This window comes from Microbacterium sp. NPDC028030 (assembly GCF_040637855.1).
Lineage (GTDB): Bacteria > Actinomycetota > Actinomycetes > Actinomycetales > Microbacteriaceae > Microbacterium.
The window spans coordinates 664,349-679,575 of sequence record NZ_JBEZXF010000002.1 but is presented as its reverse complement, the minus strand read 5'-3'; the positions used below and the strand labels follow the sequence as shown (position 1 = coordinate 679,575).

Genomic DNA, 15,227 nt, shown 5'->3' with positions numbered 1-15,227 from the left:
GCGGCGCGCGCCGGCGGTTTTGGTGATCCGCCGCCGCTCGGGTAGGCTTGATTCTCGGTGCGAGGCCCTGGTTTCGCCCTTGGGGTATGGTGTAATTGGCAACACGACGGTTTCTGGTTCCGTTATTCTTGGTTCGAGTCCAGGTACCCCAGCATAAAGAAAACCCCCGCTCAGGCGGGGGTTTCTTCGTTCGTCGCCGAACTCTGTGGACAGCCGCCGGGTTCGGCGGCTGTCGCTTAGGGCGCGAACTCGACGCTGACGTCGTTGCGAGGGTTGGCGAGGACGAAACTGAAGCTGCTGTCTGAGAATTTCTGCGCGATCTTGAGGTAGGGAGCGCTCACCGCCAGTCCCTCGAAGCGATGGATGAGTCGACCGGACTCCAATCGCGACACGAGCGTCCACCCGGTGACCGGAGTGTAGGTCACGTTGTCTGTGCTGGTCAGGAGGGTGTAGCTCGACGCATCCAGCCTGCTCGACGCATCCTCGTCTCTGAGTTCGATCGCGGTGGCCACCTCGCCCACCGGCGGAAGCAGCTTCAGGCCCAGGCTGCGGTTCCGGTAGTCGAAGGCCATGCGGGCAGGCGCGCACGCATCGTCCCAGTTCGCGATGTGGCGGTCGGTCGGAGCGATGTCGAGTTCGGTGTATCCGAACTCGAAGCCGTTCGCTCCGCCGGGCGTCCCGGACAGGGTGAGTGTGTCCCCGTGCTCGACGCCGGCCTGCGCCAGCGTCGACGACGGCGAGAGCACACTTCCGCCGGCGTCCTTCAGGACGAGTGAGTCCGTCGGGAGGCATACGAGCTGCTGCGCGTGTGCGGCGATCACCTGGGCCACCGTCCTCGTCGCCGGGTGTGCTGCACGCACATTCGACATGGGCAGGAACCAGCTGTCGCGGTCTTCGCGCTGGACGACGATCGTGGGGGTCGACGTCGCGGCGGCCGCGGCTGCGGTCGCCTGAGCCTGGCACTCGTTCGGGTCGTCCGTGTCCTCGAGGATGTTCGCGACGAGGCGGAACGGCGCAGTCCCGGTCTGAAGCTGGAACACCGTGAGGATGCGTCCGTCAGCGAGGTGCTGATAGTCGGGTTCGGCGGACTGCGAGGTCGTCCCGCCCGTGTTGGGATCCCTGAGTCTGACAGGCGATGCGAATGTCGTCCCCTCGTCGAAAGAGACGCTCACGGTGGCGATGCTGCCGGGGCCGCGGTAGCCGAGGATGAGTTTCGACGCGCTGCCGTCGAGGTGCGCTGTGCACGGAGAGCTCGTCGCAGAGAGCGTCGACCCGACCATGGTGCTCGTCACCGCGCGACTCCAGGTCTGACCCCCATCGACGGACCGGGACATGTAGAAACGGCCCACGGCTCCGCCCACCGCCGTCTCGAACCTCACGAAGGACTGAAGTGTGCCGTCGGGAAGCAGTTCGATGGTGCTCTCGTTCGCTCCGCCGGGGAAAAGCGACCCCCATGCGTCGTAAGGCGGTGAATGCGGGTCCTTCAGTACCTGACGATAGTCGGGCCAGGTTTCGCCCCCGTCGTGGGAGATCAACACACCCGCTTCGTACCGGTCGGGATCCGTCGCCCAGTCGGGTGTGAGTTCGCGGATGCCCCAGACGCTCTGCACGAGCGTGCCGTCCTGGAGCTCGAGGATCCGCCCTCCGCCTCCCCACAGTTCTCTGAAGGGGACGGGCAGGGCGATCGGATCGTCGGTGCCGTCCCAGGTCACGCCGTTGTCGGTCGACCGGGCGACGAAGAGAGCTGCTTCACGGTCGGTGTAGGTCACGTTGTTGACGGAGTCGTTGTAGGGGAGCAGGATCGTGCCGTCGTCCAGGGTGGTCATGCCGCGCTGCAGATGGATGCTCCCGCCCGGGAAGAGCGTCGGTTCGGCAAGGACCTCGGATGCGCTCCAGGTCGCGCCTTCATCTGTCGACCGGATCAAACGGAGCTGTCCGCCCGGCTGAGCATCTGTCGTGGTGTTGAAACCGACGAGAAGGTCGCCGTTCGGAGCTTGGGTGATGGCTGGGCGATAGGCGGGGAGGACGCCGCCGCCGAGTTCCGGAAACGTCGATGGGGAGGTCACGTTCCAGGCGTCGCTCACCACCAGGCCCGGGTCGGAGGCGGCGGTCGCCGGACCCGCGGATACGAGGAGTCCCGCGCCGAGAGTGAGGACCGTGGCCAGGGTGAGCGTCGTGCGGCGGGACTGCTTCATTGCGAGCTCCTCACGGGGTGATCGTGCCGACACGATTCCCCTTGTATGTTTCGTCTGGTGAAACGCAGGGTTCTATTGAATGAATAGAGGAGACCATGACTCGCCTTCGTTGTCAAGGGGACTGGGCATCGCGTGTGTGGGATAGCACGCGAGGGCGCCCGCACGCCACTCCCTTCCGCATTGTCGCCAGTATCGGCATCCTCGGTCTCACGCAGATGAAGGAGGCTGGACGATGGCGAGACTGGTTCGGGTGGTGCCGGGGGAGGACCCTGGATTCCGGCGTGTGCGTTCCGGATCCGGCTTCCGCTACGTCGACCCCGCCGGTGATTCGGCCCCGGAGGCCGATCGGGAGCGGATCGATGACCTCGTGATCCCGCCCGCGTGGCGCGACGTATGGATCGCCGCAGACCCCCTCGCGCACATCCAAGCCGTGGGCATCGACGGCGCAGGACGCAAGCAGTACCTGTATCACCCGTTGTGGCGGGTCTCGCGTGACCGGCGCAAGTTCGTGCGCGCCCTCGACCTCGCGGCGGCACTCCCGAGCGCCAGAGCCCAGGTGACGAGGGCGCTGCGTGAGGAGGGGCAGTCCAAGGAGCGTGCGCTGGCCATCGCGTTCCGTCTGCTCGACGATGCGGCGCTCCGGATCGGTTCCGAGCGCTACCTCGCCCGGCACGGCAGCCGAGGGCTTACCACGCTCCGGCGCCGTGACGTGCGCGTCGATGGACGAGACGTGGCGATGTCGTTCCCGGCGAAGAGCGGTCGCACGGCCTCCATCGAGATCACTGACGAGTCTCTGGCAGACGCCCTCACGGACTTCGCGGTCGGGGCCTCGAATGCCTTCCTGCTGGCGTATCGGAAGGGGCGCCGGCGCGTGAAGATCACTCCTGCCGAGGTCAACACGTACTTGAAGGACGTCCTGGGCGCCACCTTCTCCGCCAAGGACTTCCGCACCTTGCACGGCACGATCATCGCGGCGGACGCTCTGGCCCGGATCGGACCGCTGGATCGGCGGGGACACCGCGGGCGGGCCGAGCGCCTCGCCGTCCAGGCGGCTGCGACGGCGCTCGGCAACACGACGGCGGTCGCCCGCAACAGTTACATCGACCCCCGTGTGTTCCGCCAGTACGCGCGCGGGCGCACGCTCGACCTCGACGTGACGCCGGAGACCGCGATCCGCCGGCTGCTCGGCGGGCCGGAGACCTCCCGCAAGGTCAACCGTCGAGGGACATCCAGACGACGGCGATGAGCAGCGGGACGAGACCGGTGAGCACCCCGGTGATGACCGGCCACCAGCGCATCCGCGTATCCACGGACCGCGCTCGATCTGCCAGGGTGTCGCCCGCGCGGCGATAGACCAACGGATCCAGCGGAACGGCTGCGTCGTCGCGATACAGCAGGGTGCGCCGCGCGAACCGCTCCTGGAGGATCGCGATCACGCGGAGGAAGCGCGCGAGCTCGTCGACGTCGGTGAGGTCCACCGCGGGAAAGTAGACGTGCAGGGTGCGGTCCACGATCTCGAGGTCGAGTTCGGCGCTCTCGTCCAACAGGATGGCCATGAGATCGGGAGTGAGCACGTACAGCGCGTCCGTCTCGTACCCCGAGGGTGCGGCCACCTCGAACACGTCACTGAAGTCTCCTTCAAGTCGCAGTTCGGATCGTCCTGCCGCATGACGGGGAAGCACGGTGAGTGCACCGCCGCCTCGACGCGAACGCAACGAGATCCGCGGGGCCTCGGAGGGAAGCGGGATGCGCACGGCCCGCACGGTGTGCAGGGTCGCCCCTTCGCCGTCCCCGACCACGAAGGTGCGCTCGACGGAATCGAAGGGAACGTCCGTGTCGGTGGCGTCCAGATGGTCGACGGCCGTCCGGTTGCCGCGTTCGATCTGCTCGTCGATGGACCCGCCCCACAGTCGGTCCCCGATGTCGGGCCGGTACGTCCACCCGAGAGCCCTGGCGATGTCGCTGAGCGCCGCGCGTCGGCGCCGGTCTCGGAGCACCCGGATCGCCGTCCCTGCGACGAGCACGGCGCCCGCGATCACCACACCGAGCTGGGCCAGAGTGAGCGTCGCGCCCCCGAGGCCTAAACCGACGGGCAGCAGATACAGCGCGATGATCCCCGCGATCCCCATGTACGCGATCGACAGCCCCGCGACGAGGAGGCCCACGGGCGCGCCCCCCGGTGCGTCCGTCGGCCTCCTCGCGCGCTCACCCATGCTCAGGGCTTGTAGACGATCGCGATGTTCAACTGGCCCGAATCGCGCGCCCACGCCAGCCACCGCGGATCGCCCAGACCGCTCAGGCGCTGGATCGGGATGACGTGCACGCCCTCCTGCGGGCGGCTCAGCGCCCGGAACTCCGGCTTCTGGGAGATCCAGATCTTCCCGCCGCCGTCCCAGGGTTCCAAGGCGGTGTACACGTAGCCGTGCGCACGCAGGTTGGCGCTGTCGGCGAGGCGGTCCGCCTGCGGCCGCAGCTCGGCGAGCGTCTGCTCCGGCACCGTGCCGTCGAGCGTGAATGCGGCGACGTCGTACACGTTGCCTTCGCCATAGTCCCGCGTGGTCAGGATCGAGAGCTCGGTCACGCCCTTCTCGGCGGCGCGCGTCCACAGCGCGTGGGAGTTCTTCGCACGCTTGTTCATCAGGAAGCCGCCGAAATTCGTCTTCTGGAACGCGAAGTCGTCGAGCTTCGCGGCGATCTCGGAACGTGTGGTCATGGAGTCTCCTTCTCGGGTGGGTGCTGTCTCCGCGGACGAGCCTAGAAAGCGGTCAGCGTCCTCGGTGGAAGTCCGAACGAGTCCGAACGCGGACGCGCTCGCCTAGGCTCGAACCATGCCCGCCCTGCGTACCCTCGACGAGCTCTGCATCGGTCTCGGGCGCATGAGAACGGATGCCGGCGCGCCTTCCTACGCGGAGATCGCCCGCCGCATCGGCCGTGCGCGAGGCGGCGATGAGCCCGCGAAGGTGACGGTGTACGACTGCTTCCGTCCCGGCCGCCGCCGTGTCGACGACCGGCTGGTGGGTGACATCGTGCGCGCGCTGGGCGGTGACGATCCGGAGGCGGATCGTTGGCGGGAGTCCGCGAGGCTTCTCAACGGCGAACGGTCAGGGATGCATATCGAGGTGGCGCTTTCCCGGCGGGCATCGTTCGGCGCCGAGATCGGCCGCGAACAGGTGCTGAGCACCGTCCCCGCCGCCGACGTCGTGCTCATCACAGGGCTGCCGGGAGTCGGCAAGAGCACGCTCGCCTCGGCGCTGGTCGGCGAGAACCCCGTACTCACCGTGCAGCTGCGCGAGTCGGAGACGGACCGATCGCCGGCCGACCCGATCGAGATCCTGCGCCGCATGCTCGGGGCTCTCGGCGTCCGTTCGCTGCCCTACGAGCTGTCCCGGTTGCGGGAGCGTCTGCGCCTTGCCGCGCGGCATCGCACGGTTGTGCTGGAAGATGCGGTCGATGCTCGGCGACTCGCCGCCCTGATCGTCCCAGGGGTGCGCTACGTCGCCACGTCCCGCGTGGATCTCGCCGATCTCGAGGCTCAGATACGGCCGTCGCACGTCACGACGGGGCGCGTGCTGCTCGAGCCCATGACCGATCAGGACGCCAGGCGGCTCCTGACCCATCTGCTCCGTCCGGACGAGGGGAGGGAGGACCCCGGTGCGGGGCCGGTGTACGACTCCGCGGCGATCGATCGCATCGTCGCCGTCAGCGGCGGACTCCCGCTCGACGTGGCCATGCTGGCAGGCATCGTGCGGGAACACGCGGGCTGGTCGTTCCAGGACCTCGCCTCCCGCTTCGAGCACGAGCCCCGCGATGCACGCGTGCGTCCGGTCCTCGAGGCCGCGACGCGATCGCTTCCTCCGGGCGAAGCCGCCCTGCTCGCCGATGCCGCGCTGCTCGACCGGGATGTCGACGAGGCGGTCTTGGTCGCAGCAGGCGGAAGCCGCGCCGCCATCCACCTGAGGAGTCTCAGCGCGAGGCACCTGGTGGAGCGTGCAGACGGGCGAGTGCGACTGCATGCCACCGTCTTCGCCTTCGCCGCCGAGCGATCGCGCTCCCTCCGCCCCACCTCCGCCCGTCGCGGATTCGTGAAACGCGCCGTGAGTGCCGTGCTGGCGCGCATCGACGAGGATCCCGACTATCCGGCGAAGGACGCGCTCACGGTGCTCGCCGTGGCTGGAGCCGCGCGCGAGCATGGGCTCGACGAGGGCACGGAGCAGCTTGCTCTGCGCAGTCATCCCGCGCTCTCACGCTGGTCCATGTGGAGCGAATCGCTGGAGCTTCACGATCTCGCCGCTCGGGGCGACGGACTCGCGCTCGTGCCGGACATCGCCTTGGGCGTCGCGCACTGCGCGGAGAAGCTCGGACGCCTCGATGAGGCGTTGATCACGCTGCACCGCGTGCGGAGGATCGCATCGGGAGCTGCGCTCGCCCGCACGTGGAATCAGATCGGCAATGTGCAGCGTTGGATGAGCCATCTCGACGAGGCACTCGTCTCGTACGGCCGCGCGATCGAGTACGCACGCGCTGCGGGGGACCGGATCGTGGAGGGACGCGCGGTCGGCAATCATGCCGACACTCTCCGGATACTCGCCCGCTACGGGGAGGCGGAGCGCGGTTACGCCGAGGCGCTGGAGATGGCGACGGCCGAACGCGACGAGCTCAACCTGGCGGTCATCGGCGGCAACCGACCTCTGCTGTGGCTGGCCGTCGGTCGTCTGGACGATGCGGAGAATGATCTGCAGAGGCTCCTCGCGGAGTCCCGGGTCGATTCGCTGCCGTTCGCGCGGCGCACTCTGGCCCTCGTCGCGGAGGCGCGCGGAGACGACCAGCTCGCCAGGGCGCGCTGCGATGCCGCGGTGCAGACGCTCCGGGTCGCCGGAGAGTTCGCCACGTCCGCCGACCTCGATCTGCTCAGCGCGCGCCTCGACGGCCGCGAAGGGCGGTTCGCCCGTGCCCGTTCGACCGCCACGGAGGTGCTTCGCGAGGCCGAGCATGCGGGCTCTCCGCTGATCGCCACCGAGGCGGCGAACTCGCTCGCGGAGATCCTGGTGGGCGCCGCGGCCGCCGATGCCGGTCCCGGACTGCACGACGAGGCGGAGCAGCACGCCCGTGAGGCGCGGAGCATCGCCGAGGCGACGGGAGACCGCGCCGAGGTGGCCCGCAGCGACGCCATCCTCGCTGCGATCGCCCACGCGCGAGGCGACGAGCACCTTGGTGCGGAGCTCGTCGCATCCTCCGCGCGGCTGTACGCACGACTCGGCCATCGCCTGGCCGACAGCTGACCCGACGGCCAGGATGCCAGTATTGAGGTATGGATACCGCCAACCTCACCCGCGAGGAGACCGCAGCGCGATCCGCCGCCGTCACTCTGCACCGCGTCCGCGTCGAGCTCGACCTGACGGGGGCTCCGGAGCGGGCTCGCACGGGTTTCCCCACCAAGACGACGCTCGAGTTCGACGCCACCACTGACACGACGTGGCTCGACTTCATCGGCGAAGACGTGCTCCGTGTCACGGTGAACGGCGTCGACCAGGAGGTCGTCCACGACGGAGCGCGGATCACGGTGGCAGGCCTCGAGGCGACCAACGTCGTGCGCATCGAGGCCGTCGGGGCGTACAGCCGCTCAGGCGAGGGGATGCACCGCTTCCACGATCCCGTCGACGACCACACCTACCTGTACACGCAGTACGAGCCCGCCGACTCTCGACGGGTCATGGCGTGCTTCGAGCAGCCCGACATGAAGGCCGAGTACACCTTCGTGGTCGATGCGCCGTCCGGATGGGAGGTGCTCTCCAACCAGTCTCCGGCCCACGCCGACCTCGGCGTCGGGGTGCAGCGCGTCGAGTTCGCGCCGACATCGCCGATCTCGAGCTACATCACGGCGGTCGCGGCCGGCCCTTACACGAGGGTGGAGGGCCACTGGAGCCGTGACGAGCAGTCGATCGCTCTCGGTGTGTTCGTGCGGCGGTCGCTCGCCCCGCACCTGGAGGCCGAAGAGATCCTCGAGGTCACGCGGCAGGGGCTCGACTTCTTCACCGATGCCTTCGCCTACCCCTACCCGTGGGGCAAGTACGATCAGCTCTTCGTGCCCGAGTACAACCTCGGCGCGATGGAGAACCCGGGCCTGGTGACCTTCACCGAGTCGTACCTGTCGCGGGGGGCCGCGACCGACGCGCAGCGAGCGGCGCGCGCCAACACGATCCTGCACGAGATGGCTCACATGTGGTTCGGCGATCTCGTCACGATGACGTGGTGGGACGATCTGTGGCTCAAGGAGTCGTTCGCCGACTACATGGGCGCGCACGCCTCAGCTGTGGCCACGCGGTACCACGACGCATGGGTGAAGTTCGCCGCGAGTCGGAAGGCATGGGCCTACCAGCAGGACCAGCTGCCCACGACGCATCCGATCGTCGCGGACATCACCGACCTCGAGGCGGCGAAACTCAACTTCGACGGCATCACGTACGCGAAGGGCGCCGCCGTGCTGAAGCAGCTCGTCGCGTTCGTCGGTGACGATGCGTTCTTCGAGGGTGCACGTCGGTACTTCGCCGCCAACGCGTTCGGGAACACGACGCTGACCGATTTCCTGGTGCAGTTGAGCGCCGTCTCCGGCCGGGACATGACCGACTGGTCGGCGGCGTGGCTGCAGACGACGGGCGTGTCCACCCTGTGGACCGAGACCGAAGACGACGGTCGGAGCTTCCTGGTGCAGACGGATCCGCGTCCGCATCGGCTGCGCATCGGGACCTACGCGCTGGTCGACGGGCGCATCGTGCGCACCGAGCAGCAGGAGCTCGATGTGATCGGCGAACGGACGGAGGTGACGATCCCCGAGGCCGACCTCGTGCTCCTCAACGATGACGACCTCACGTATGCGAAGGCACGTCTGGACGACAGGTCGCTGCGTACGGTGGAGGAGTCCCTGTCGTCGATCGACGACCCCCTGGCGAGAGCCCTGGTGTGGTCGTCGCTGTGGAACGCGACGCGCGACGCGGAGTTGGACCCTGCGCGTTATCTCGCCATCGTGCGCGCACACGCGGGCGCGGAGTCGAACATCGGTCTCCTGACGGGAGTGCTCGCGAACGCGGCGTACGCGATCCGCCACTACCTCGTCTCCATGCGCCGGCATGAGGAGCAGCGCACGTGGACGGACACGACATGGCGTTCCCTGTGGGCTGCGGAAGCAGGCAGCGATGCGCAGCTCTCCTGGGCCAGGGCGCTCGCGACGGCCTCGGCCTTCGACGATGTGCACCACGAGGGGGTGCGCGCGCTGCTGGACGGCGATGTGCCGGAGGGACTCGTCGTCGACCCCGATCTGCGGTGGCAGCTCCTCACGGCCCTCGTGACCACCGGGCATGCCGACCTCGCGGACGTCGCGGCAGAGCAGGAGCGTGACGACACGGGTACCGGGCGCACCGCGGCACGACGAGCGCGGGCCGCGCGCCCTGACGCCACCGTGCGACGCGATGCCTGGAACGCGGCGTGGGACGACCTCACCCTGAGCAACGACCATCTGGACGCGGAGATCGCCGGTTTCCGCGCGGGCGGGCGCCGCGACCTGATCGCGGACTTCGACGGGGAGTACTTCGACCGTATCGGGGACGTCTGGAGCCGTCGCAGCATCGAGATAGCGAAGAGGCTCGTCCTGGGGTTCTTCCCGGCGAGCGACACGCTGCAGCCCGTCGACGAGTGGCTCGCAGCGAACCCCGCTGCACCCGCAGCGCTTCGGCGACTCGTGACCGAGCAGCGCGACCACCTGGCGCGCGATATCCGCGTGCGCGCGGCGCAGGAAGGCGCCGAAACGGTCTAGCGGGGAGCCACCTGCATCCCCATCACCGTGCGGACGATCCACGGGTGCGCCCGGTCGTCGTCGATGTGCGTCATTCCGAGGTTCTCAGCGACCCGGCGTGAGGGGTCATTGGCTGGGTGGATGATCGCGGTCAGCAGAGTCGGCGCGAATTCTCGTGCGACAAGTTCGACGCACGCGCGGGCCGCCTCCGTGGCGTAACCCTGACGCTGCATCGCCCGCCGAACGTGGTACCCCACTTCGAGCACGGGCGTGTCGTTGACCGATTGCCAGGTCAGTCCGCAGTCGCCGACGAAGTCTCCGTCGTGCGTCTCGATGACCCAGAGCCCGTGCCCGTGCTCCCGATAGCGCTGCTGCATGCGGGTGATCCACTCCGCGCTCTCGTCGCGGGTCTTGGGTGCGGGAAAGAACGTCATGACCTCGGGATCACCGAGCATGTCGGCCATGGCGTCCAGATCGTTCTCCGTCATCTCCCGGAAGACGAGGCGATCGGTCGGTTCGGGGAGGAGACGACGAGGTGCGTTCACAGGTCGAGGGATTCGCCGGGTTCGAGCACGAAGAACTCGCCGCCACCCTGTTCGGTCGCCCACTGGAGGCGTTGGCGATGCATGTTCTTCCCGATCACGGAAAGGGTCATGTCGTGGGTGCCGAAAGCACGGCGTGGTGCGACGGCGAGGACGTAGTCCATCGCCTCGCCGATCTTCAGCCACGGGGCACCGAGGGGGGCCGCGAGAGTTCCGACGTCGACGCCGTGGGGGACAGCGTAGGAGTCGCCGGGGTAGTAGAGCTCGTCGTTCACGAGCACGCCGACGTTCTCGACGACCGGGAGCGAGGAGTGGATGACCTCGTGCGTCCCGCCGAAGAACGTCAGAGTGAACCCGCCGACGTCGAGGGTCTCGCCGGGCGACACCACGGTGATGTCGTACCCGTCCGCGGCGCGCGCCACTCCCGATGGTGCGAAGATCGGCGTGCCTGGCGCGGCACGCAACAGGCGGTCGAGATGGTCCGACGTCCAGTGATCGGGGTGTTCGTGGGTGATGACGATACCGACCAGGTCGTCGAGATCGATCAGGGGGGCCGTGAACGAGCCGGGATCGATGACGAGGGTCTTCCCGTTGGAGTCGAGGCGGAGGGCGGCATGTTCGAACTTGGTGACGCGCATGGGAAGAGTCAACTCCTTCCGCTGCCGCACGGCAAACAAGCAGGCGCGCCACGCCCGGGATCCGGGTCGGGGCGGCGTCGATTTGGCGCAGTGAGAATCGCCATGGCATACTTGAACGGTTGTCGCGCGACGGAAACGTCTCGCCAGACGGCCCCATCGTATAGCGGCCTAGTACGCTGCCCTCTCACGGCGGTAACGCGGGTTCGAATCCCGCTGGGGTCACACGACAATGAGAAAGCCTCCGGTTCGCCGGAGGCTTTCTCTGTCTCCGGCACCCGGTCAGCCCTCGGGTCGCAGCGACATGCTCCGGAAGGTCGCAGTGCTCAACGGCAGGATCATGAGCGCCATCATCGCGCCGCCGAACAGTGCGAACGGCACCCAGAGTGCTGTGACCGACGCGAGAGCGCCGAAGCCGGCCATGGCCAGCGGCATCAGGCAGTCGTCGCCGAGGCGGGTGAGTGAGCCCATCCGACCCAGATAGGCGGTGTCGACGGTGGCGGAGAACGTGGCGCTCAGCAGCACGGATGCGTAGCCTGCGGTCGCCCCGATCATGAATGCCGCCGCGGCGACCGACCACGCGGGTCCGAAGCCCGACGCCACGATGCCTGCGCCCTGCACGACCAGCGCCCAGAAGCCGGCGCGCGCCTCGTGTCGGGGCCGCCACTTGGCGACCGAGACGGCACCGAGCGCCGCGCCGAGTCCGAGCAGCGCTTCGAACAGACCGACCGCTTGCGCGCCCCACCCCTCGGCGTGAGCCCTCAGCGCGAGGCCGATCCCGATAGCGGGCCCGACGGCGAGGTTCAGGCCCGACAGTGCGATCACGAGTGTCCTGGTTGTGGGATTGGCGCCGAGATGAGCGAATCCTCGACCGATGCCCCGCAGTGCGGACTCCTTCTCGGCACGCACGAGCCGGAATCTCGGACGGAGCCAGATGGCGATGAAGGCGACGACCACAGTGAAGGTGAGCGCGTTCGCCGACGCGCTTCCGGCCAGGCCCGCGTGGGCGACGAGGACCCCGCCGATCGCTGCGCCGCCCATCGTGCCGAGGCGGGAGGCCGTCTGGGCTGCTGCGCCGTACGACGGGAGATCCACCGCTCGCACGAGCTGCCTGGCGATCGTCCCGGCTGAGGGCTCGTAGAACGCGTCGCACACCCCGAAGGCGACCGCGGCGCACAGCAGCACTGCGACGGTGGGTGGCCCCGCGAGCACCCACACCGTGACCGCGACCAGCACGCAGACGCGGAGCACGTTGAAGATCATCATGACCCGGCGGGCGTCCGCCCGGTCGGCCATCACACCCCCGAAGAGCAGGATCGCCGCACGCGGCACGGTCCCTGCCGCGACGATGAGGCCGGCGACGGCGGGGGAGGCGACCTGGATCGCGGTCCAGGCGAGCGCGATCGTCCAGACGGCGTCTCCCGCCTCCGAGAGGGCTTTGACGCCGATCCAGGCGTGCACCATCCGGTCGCGGGCGAACGGCGGCGGCGCGATCATCTCGACCGGGGCGTGGACCGTCGACATCACGGCTCCGTCGGGAAGGCGTGGGCGAAGACGAAGACGGGTGTCCGTGGCGTGCCGTCTGTGAGGTCGATGCCCTCCTGCCATTCGCGGATCGTGCCGAGGATCCGCGCCGACAGGTCGCGCAGTTCATCCGGAGAAGCCCACGCCGTGGTCTCGGTGTTCGATCCGTCGTACTCCGCGTATGCAGGGTCACTGCGTCTACGGTGCCAGCGCTGCAGTCGATCGATCTGCATCCGGATCCCCTGGCGCTGCGCCTCTCTCGCGAGCAGGGCGTCGGCAGGGGCGTCGGCGTAATCGTCGGTCGACCAGGTGAGACCGCGGCGGGCGATCGTCCACCAGCTCGTACGCTTGTCACCGGCCGGGTCGACGGCACGCTCCACGAGACCTGCCCGCTCCAGCATCCGCAGATGATGGCTGATGCTGCCGACCTGGCTCTCGAGCGAACGCGCGATCGCCGTCACCTGGGACGTGCCGTAGAGCAGGAGGTAGTCGTAGATGCGGCGGCGCAGCGGATGGTGCACGGCTGTGATCACGGAGATGTCTTCCACGGGAGACGACGCTATTCCCGCTGGCACAAACCCACAAGAGTTCTTGTATACCGCGGAAAATCAACGATTATGCCTGTACGCCGTCGTCTCCGACCGGTGCGGCGGGCGGATCAGCCGTGGTCTGCGCCGGTGTCGCCCGCAGAGGCGCGAGCATTCCGCCTGTTCCGACGCGTCCGCCGGATCAGCCACACGATCAGCACGACCACGCCTGCGATCGCCAGCCAGGGGAGGATGAAGCCGAGCGCGATCACGAGCGCGTTCAGCGACACCACGAGACCGTTCCACCCGGCGAGCAGACCGTCTGTGAAGCCCGCAGGGTCGGCGGTGGTCGGGGTGGCCTCACGCGTCAGCTGCACCTGCAACGACGACATCGCGACCTGATCCTGCAGCGACTCGAGCTGCTGTTCGTACGACTCGAGCTGCGCTTGACGGTCGGTCAGCGCGACCTCCGCTTCGATCAACTCCGAGACGCTCCCCGACTGCGCCATCAGCTCCGTCAAGCGCTCGACGGAAGCCCGCGTGGAGTCGATGCGCGCCTGCAGGTCGATCGAGATCGACGTCACATCCTGCTTCGACGTCGATGAGGACAGGACATCACCCGTGTCGCGGAGAGCGGCGATCACCTCCGGCAGATCGGCGGACGGCACACGGATGCTGATCCAGCCGTACGAGGAATCGGCCGGCGCCGGGTCCGAGGTGCCGTCCACGGCGACCGACTTCCCGATCTCGGTGCTCTCGACATAGCCGCCGTGCTCTTCGGCGAGCGCGCCGATCGCGGACGCGGCGTCCGGGATGCTCTTGACCTGCACAGTCGCCTGCGCCGTCGCGACGATCTCCCGGTCGGCGTCGACGCTGCCGGCGATTGCCGAGTCCGACACGCTCCCGGGGAGGGCCTCGGGCGCCGACTCTGCCGTCCCGCCGGACGACGACGAATCCATGCTGACGCCGCCCGGCATGCTCATCCCGTCGGCCGTGACGGATCCACCGCCGCCGACAGCGCCGAGGATAGGGGGAGTCACGAGCACGCCGATCACGAAGGCGGCGGCGATGCCTCCGCCGGTCAGCCATCGCCGACGACGGGTGCGTGCACGCTGCGCCTCCGGGCGCGTGCGGGGGCGCTCGGCGGCGATCTCGGCGAAGACCGCCGACTCGATGCGGGCGATCTTCTCCTCCGACAGCTCGGGCAGGCTCACGTCGCTGGTCTGGTCGTTCATGCGTCTCTCACTTCGTTCACGGCGCCGCGCAGCTGCGTGCGCACTCGGGAGAGACGGTTGCGGACGACGGCGTGCGTGACCCCGAGCCGATCGGCCGCGGCCTGGTACGCGTACCCCTCGGTGGCGCAGAGGCGGAAGATCTCGCGATCGAGGTCGCTCAGTGTGCCCACCTCGGCGGCGATCCGTGCGGCGAGCGCGGACGTGATCACCTGCTCCTCTACGCTGATCGTGTCGGGGAGCTCCGCCTCGTCCACCGCCTCGGCGGCGTGCGCGCGATCACGGCGCCGCTGTCGAAGCCGATTCGCAGCCTGGAAGCGGCAGATCGTCGCCAGCCACGGCAGGATCGACTCTCCGCGGAGCTCGAGGGCGGGAAGCTTGCGCCAGGCGACGACGAACGTCTCCTGCGTCACATCCTCCGCGTCGGGCGCGGACCCGAGTATTCCCTGCGCGATCCAGTACACGGGCCGCACGTGCGCGCGGTACAGCTCGCGAAAGGCGCTCTCGTCGCCGACCGCAGCCTGGGCGGCCCATCTCTGATCACTCGTCTGCGCGGGCATCCTGATTCCGTTCGGTGTCTCTCAACCGGGAAGTGTCGCTCGATGCCCCATCGTCTCAGATTCCGTGCGACGGGCTCTGCGCGGCCATTTCATCACGGCGCTACTGCTGGGTGCCACGGCTCCGGTAGCATTGCCCGGGCGAGAGGGAGTATCCCGGATACGCGCGTAACGTCATCACGAGCACCGTCATCGCTGCTCCGGGCGCGCGACGCACACCAGTGCGGGG

12 protein-coding genes and 2 tRNA genes are annotated in these 15,227 nt (G+C 68.6%); 5 read left to right on the top strand and 9 right to left on the bottom strand.

Going from position 1 to position 15,227, the window contains the following annotated elements; translation table 11 throughout:
- Positions 1–80: 80 nt before the first annotated feature.
- Positions 81–152: transfer RNA gene (locus AB0E56_RS12150), tRNA-Gln, on the top strand.
- A gap of 84 nt (positions 153–236) precedes the next feature.
- Here AB0E56_RS12150 and AB0E56_RS12145 read toward each other — a convergent pair.
- Positions 237–2,195, bottom strand: a complete 1,959-nt coding sequence (locus AB0E56_RS12145) for an exo-alpha-sialidase (protein ID WP_359799231.1) — start codon at positions 2,193–2,195, stop codon at positions 237–239.
- Between the two features lie 232 nt (positions 2,196–2,427).
- Here AB0E56_RS12145 and AB0E56_RS12140 point away from each other — a divergent pair, with 232 nt between their 5' ends.
- Positions 2,428–3,441, top strand: coding sequence for a DNA topoisomerase IB (locus tag AB0E56_RS12140; RefSeq protein WP_359799230.1), 1,014 nt, complete (start codon positions 2,428–2,430; stop codon positions 3,439–3,441).
- On the opposite strand, the gene AB0E56_RS12135 is transcribed toward AB0E56_RS12140, so the two are convergent.
- Both AB0E56_RS12135 and AB0E56_RS12130 read right to left on the bottom strand, forming a co-directional pair.
- Positions 3,407–4,360: a hypothetical protein gene (locus AB0E56_RS12135; protein ID WP_359799228.1), complete on the bottom strand. Its 954-nt coding sequence runs from the start codon at positions 4,358–4,360 to the stop codon at positions 3,407–3,409. The genes AB0E56_RS12140 and AB0E56_RS12135 overlap by 35 nt on opposite strands.
- 50 nt (positions 4,361–4,410) lie before the next feature.
- Positions 4,411–4,908, bottom strand: coding sequence for a hypothetical protein (locus tag AB0E56_RS12130; RefSeq protein WP_359799226.1), 498 nt, complete (start codon positions 4,906–4,908; stop codon positions 4,411–4,413).
- A gap of 115 nt (positions 4,909–5,023) precedes the next feature.
- Here AB0E56_RS12130 and AB0E56_RS12125 point away from each other — a divergent pair, with 115 nt between their 5' ends.
- Together AB0E56_RS12125 and pepN are read left to right on the top strand one after the other, a co-directional pair.
- Positions 5,024–7,474 carry a hypothetical protein gene (locus AB0E56_RS12125; RefSeq protein WP_359799224.1) on the top strand — a complete coding sequence of 817 codons (2,451 nt, stop codon included), beginning with the start codon at positions 5,024–5,026 and terminating at the stop codon, positions 7,472–7,474.
- 29 nt (positions 7,475–7,503) lie between these two features.
- The gene (pepN, locus tag AB0E56_RS12120; RefSeq protein ID WP_359799222.1) at positions 7,504–10,002 is read left to right on the top strand and encodes an aminopeptidase N; all 2,499 of its coding nucleotides are present in this window, start codon (positions 7,504–7,506) and stop codon (positions 10,000–10,002) included.
- Here pepN and AB0E56_RS12115 read toward each other — a convergent pair.
- Entirely contained in the window at positions 9,999–10,526 is a 528-nt protein-coding gene (locus tag AB0E56_RS12115) for a GNAT family N-acetyltransferase (RefSeq protein WP_359799220.1), read from the bottom strand. The two genes, pepN and AB0E56_RS12115, sit on opposite strands and share 4 nt — an antisense overlap.
- A complete protein-coding gene (locus AB0E56_RS12110) occupies positions 10,523–11,161 on the bottom strand; it encodes an MBL fold metallo-hydrolase (protein WP_359799218.1) in 639 nt (212 codons plus the stop codon). The genes AB0E56_RS12115 and AB0E56_RS12110 overlap by 4 nt, the downstream gene beginning before the upstream one ends.
- 149 nt (positions 11,162–11,310) lie before the next feature.
- Here AB0E56_RS12110 and AB0E56_RS12105 point away from each other — a divergent pair.
- Positions 11,311–11,383, top strand: a tRNA-Glu gene (locus AB0E56_RS12105).
- 57 nt (positions 11,384–11,440) lie between these two features.
- Here the strand turns inward: AB0E56_RS12105 and AB0E56_RS12100 are convergent.
- The 4 genes from AB0E56_RS12100 to AB0E56_RS12085 all read right to left on the bottom strand — a co-directional run bounded on the left by AB0E56_RS12100 (position 11,441) and on the right by AB0E56_RS12085 (position 15,001).
- Positions 11,441–12,682, bottom strand: coding sequence for an MFS transporter (locus tag AB0E56_RS12100; protein WP_359799216.1), 1,242 nt, complete (start codon positions 12,680–12,682; stop codon positions 11,441–11,443).
- Positions 12,682–13,230: a helix-turn-helix domain-containing protein gene (locus AB0E56_RS12095; protein ID WP_359799214.1), complete on the bottom strand. Its 549-nt coding sequence runs from the start codon at positions 13,228–13,230 to the stop codon at positions 12,682–12,684. Before AB0E56_RS12095 ends, AB0E56_RS12100 begins: the two co-directional genes overlap by 1 nt.
- Positions 13,231–13,340: 110 nt before the next feature.
- Positions 13,341–14,444: a DUF4349 domain-containing protein gene (locus tag AB0E56_RS12090; protein ID WP_359799212.1), complete on the bottom strand. Its 1,104-nt coding sequence runs from the start codon at positions 14,442–14,444 to the stop codon at positions 13,341–13,343.
- Positions 14,441–15,001, bottom strand: coding sequence for a sigma-70 family RNA polymerase sigma factor (locus tag AB0E56_RS12085; protein WP_359799210.1), 561 nt, complete (start codon positions 14,999–15,001; stop codon positions 14,441–14,443). Before AB0E56_RS12085 ends, AB0E56_RS12090 begins: the two co-directional genes overlap by 4 nt.
- Positions 15,002–15,227: the final 226 nt, after the last annotated feature.